The organism is Kitasatospora sp. NPDC093558 (assembly GCF_040683475.1).
Lineage (GTDB): Bacteria > Actinomycetota > Actinomycetes > Streptomycetales > Streptomycetaceae > Kitasatospora.
Genome location: NZ_JBFBDY010000559.1, coordinates 1 through 4,045 on the forward strand (window position 1 = coordinate 1; position 4,045 = coordinate 4,045).

Here is a 4,045-nt window from a genome sequence, read left to right on the forward strand (position 1 = left end):
AGGGCCTGCTGGAGAACCTCCCCCTGTGGGTGGACGCCTGCCGCGCGGGCCACCTGAGCTGGGGGATCTTCCACGGCCGCCGCGACTGACCGGTTCGAGCCGGATCAGAAGGCTAGCCAATAGGACATCGAGGGCTCTGTTCCGCTGATCCCTCGATCGGATGATTTCGCGTTTGAGTGATCCAGGTGACGCCCGGCCCGTTGCACCCGTCGACCACAACGGCCGCACCGGAAGGCAAACTGGAATCCGTTCGCCGTTGGCCCAACGGCCGCGAGGCTTCTCTACACTAGGGCCACCGCAGATCACTGAAGGTGATGGGATCGTCGCCCCAGCCCGGCCCGTCCGCCTCTGAGCGAAAGGCCGTCCCATGGCCCCGCGTCTGTCCGTCGTCGTCCCGGTCTACAACGTCGAGCGCTACCTCAAGGAGTGCCTCGACTCGATCGCGGGACAGTCCTTCGAGGATTTCGAGTGCGTCATGGTCGACGACGGCTCGACCGACGACAGCGCCGTCCTCGCCAAGGCCTACGCGCAGCGGGACCCGCGCTTCCGGCTCGTCCAGCAGGAGAACAAGGGCCTCGGCGCCGCCCGCAACACCGGCTGGCGCAACCTGACCCCGGGCACCGAGTACCTGACCTTCGTCGACAGCGACGACACCCTGCCGCCGCACGCCTACCAGCTCATGATCCGCACACTCGACGACACCGGCTCCGACTTCGCCACCGGCAACGCGATGCGCCTGCGCACCACCGGACTCACCCCCTCGCACGGCCACCGCCGCCCCTTCCGCGAGACCCGGCTGCGCACGCACATCAGCGAACTGCCCGCCCTGGTCACCGACCGCACCGCCTGGAACAAGGTCTACCGGCGCTCCTTCTTCGACGGCGCGGGCATCCTCTACCCCGAGGGCCTCCTGTACGAGGACGCCCCGGTCAGCGTGCCGCACCACTTCCTCGCCGAGCGGGTCGACGTGATCTCCGAGCCGATCTACCACTGGCGGGTGCGCGAGGACGGCGAGCTGTCCATCACCCAGCGCAAGACCGACCCGCGCGGCCTGATCGACCGGGTCCGCTCGATGGAACTGGTCCGCGAGTGGCTGATGGCCCGCCCCGAGCCGGAGTTCGCCGAGCACCTGCGCGCCTACGACCGGAACTGCCTGGTCGAGGAGATCCCGATGTTCTTCTGGTCCCTCCCGGACGGCGACCGCCCGTACTGGGAGGTCTACCAGCGCCACGTCGGCCGGTTGCTCGCGGCCATCGGCCCGGAGCAGGTGGCCGGGCTGAACGCCCAGCTGCGGCTCAAGTACAGCCTGACGCTGGCCGACCGGATGCGCCGCTTCGTGGCCCTCCAGCGCCTCCACCGCATCGTCCGCCGCACCCGCCAGGCCGCCCGCCGCTGACCCGGGGGACGGCAGGCGTGACCTTTGGTCGCGGCAGCCGTTGAATGGAGACGGAGTACGCGGTCGGCATTGCCACCAGTCGGCCTGTGATGCGGGCGGGGAGGAATCGATTCGGATGAGTTCGCAAGGCGAGGCCGCGCGGCCGCCCCACGTGGAGCAGCCGATCGTGGCCTCCGTGACGGTCTCAGGGACCGATGCCGCCCTGTTGCGTGAACTCGCGGCGGTGTTGGGGCGCACTCCGGAGGCTCTGGCACTTGAGTACGCTGCCGGCACCCTGAAGCTGCCGGCGGACGTGATCGGCGAGGGCGAATTCGCCGACTGGGCGCTGTTCGACGGGCCACACGACCTGGCTGTACAGGATCTCGCCTAGGGCTGCGTGCCTCGGGTGCGGTGCCGGGTTCGGCGACGATCCGGGGTTTGCGGTCGCGGTGGATTGTAGGCACAACTTCTTCACAATGTTCCGCCGCCCCGGTCGGTTCCGGCCCCGGTGAATCCTGTATTCCGCTTCGTCGCAAGGCTGTGACGCAGCAGTGACAGCCGTGTGCGGATTTTTGTTCGTTTCTCTCATGTCGTGCACGTATCGTCGCCGCATGCGAGAGAAGCGGCGGGGAACAGGTGTGAGCAAGATCGGGGCCGGTGTGCGGCTGCTCGGTGTGAGTGGCATTGCCGGGGTGGTCGTGGCGGGCATAGCGCTGCCGGCCGTGGGGGCGGTCGGGCTCGGGGCGCAGTCGGCGGCCGACGACTTCCAGAACCTTCCGGACGACTTCAAGACGCCGCCGCTGTCCCAGGCCTCGACGGTGTACGACGCTCAGGGCGGCGTGATCGCCACCGTCTACGACCGCGACCGCACGATCGTCCCGGGGGACCAGATCTCCCCGCTGGTGAAGACGGCCCTCGTGGACATCGAGGACAACCGCTTCTACGAGCACGGCGCGATCGACCTCAAGGGCGTTCTGCGGGCCCTGAACAAGAACGCCGCCACGGGCAGCACCCAGGGCGCGTCGACCCTCACGCAGCAGTACGTGAAGAACGTCTTCGTCGAGGAGGCGGGCGACGACCCGGAGAAGGTCGCGGAGGCGCAGCGGCAGACGGTCGGCCGCAAGGTCCAGGAGCTGAAGTACGCGATCAAGGTCGAGGAGACGCTCAGCAAGGACCAGATCCTCACCAACTACCTGAACATCACGTACTTCGGGGAGAAGGCCTACGGCATCGAGGCGGCGGCCCACCGCTACTTCGGTGTTCACGCGAAGGACCTCACCCTCCCGCAGGCCGCGCTGCTGGCGGGCCTGGAGCAGTCGCCGAGCGGCTACGACCCGGTGGCCCACCCGGACGACGCCAAGAGCCGGCGCGACACCGTGCTGAAGAAGATGGCCGAGTTCGGGCACATCACCAAGGACCAGGAGCAGCAGGCGATCGCGAGCCCGCTGGGGCTGAACATCCAGGCGTCGCCGCAGGGTTGCATCACGGCCAAGCAGGGCGAGGGCTTCTTCTGCGACTACGTGCGCCAGGTGGTGCTGACCGATCCGGCGTTCGGGAAGAGCACGGCCGAGCGGAAGGCGCTGTGGAACCGCGGCGGCCTGCAGATCCGCACGACGCTCGACCCCAAGGCGCAGGCGTCGCTCAACGACTCGGTGACGAGCCACGTGAACCCGGGCGACCTGGCGGCGACGGCGATGAGCATCGTCCAGCCCGGCACCGGCAAGATCCTCGCGATGGGCCAGAGCCGCCCGTACGGGGTAGAGGACGCCAAGCACGAGACCCAGATCAACTACAACGTCGAGAAGTCGATGGGCGGCGGGGCGGGCTTCCAGACCGGCTCGACGTTCAAGCCGATCGTCGCGGCGGCGGCGCTGGAGGCCGGCATCGCGCCGAACCAGAGCTACACGACGGACTACAGCATGGCGTGGCCGGCGATGAAGGACTGCAACGGCGGCAGGTTCCCGTCGACCGAGCAGCTGCACAACGACAGCCCGAGCCTCAAGGGCCAGTTCGACATGAAGACGGCGATGGCGCAGTCGGTCAACACGTACTTCGCGAAGCTGGAGGCCGACGCCGGGCTGTGCTCCGTCGCCCAGATGACCAACAAGCTGGGCATCTCCGCGCAGGCGGGCGGCGAGAAGCTCCAGGTCGTGCCGTCGATGACGCTGGGCAGCAACTCCCTGACGCCGCTGGAGATGGCGAACGTCTACGCGACGTTCGCGGCGCACGGCACCTACTGCAAGCCGACCGCGATCACCGCGGTGACCGGCCCGGACGGCAAGCAGCTGGCGGTGCCGGGCGCGAACTGCACCTCCGTGATGTCCTCGGACACGGCCGACACCGTCACCACGATGCTCAAGGGCGTGGTCGAGGACGGCACCGGCAAGCCGGCCGGCCTCTCCGGCCGCGACAGCGCGGGCAAGACCGGCACCACCAACGGCAGCCGCCAGGTGTGGTTCGTCGGCTACACCCCCGAGATGGCGGGTGCGACCGTCGTCAGTGACACGGCCGTGCAGAAGCCGCTGGACGGGCAGCGGATCGGCGGCAAGGTCGTCGACCAGGCCTTCGGCGGCACGCTGGCCGGGCCGATCTGGAGCGACGCGATGAACGGCGCGCTGGTCGGCGTCTCGCCGGGCACGTTCACTACGGTTCCGCTGCCGTAGCCGTGGC

The 4,045-nt window shown here is 68.9% G+C and carries 3 protein-coding genes; all 3 read left to right on the top strand.

Annotated elements, in window-relative coordinates; genetic code table 11:
• The first annotated feature begins 367 nt into the window (after window positions 1–367).
• The 3 genes from AB0O00_RS31370 to AB0O00_RS31380 all read left to right on the top strand — a co-directional run bounded on the left by AB0O00_RS31370 (window position 368) and on the right by AB0O00_RS31380 (window position 4,038).
• Entirely contained in the window at window positions 368–1,396 is a 1,029-nt protein-coding gene (locus tag AB0O00_RS31370; protein ID WP_363657525.1) for a glycosyltransferase, read from the top strand.
• Window positions 1,397–1,511: 115 nt separating this feature from the next.
• Complete coding sequence (locus AB0O00_RS31375; protein ID WP_363657527.1) at window positions 1,512–1,766, top strand: hypothetical protein; 255 nt, start codon at window positions 1,512–1,514, stop codon at window positions 1,764–1,766.
• Between the two features lie 247 nt (window positions 1,767–2,013).
• Entirely contained in the window at window positions 2,014–4,038 is a 2,025-nt protein-coding gene (locus tag AB0O00_RS31380) for a transglycosylase domain-containing protein (protein WP_363657529.1), read from the top strand.
• The last annotated feature ends 7 nt before the right edge of the window (window positions 4,039–4,045 follow it).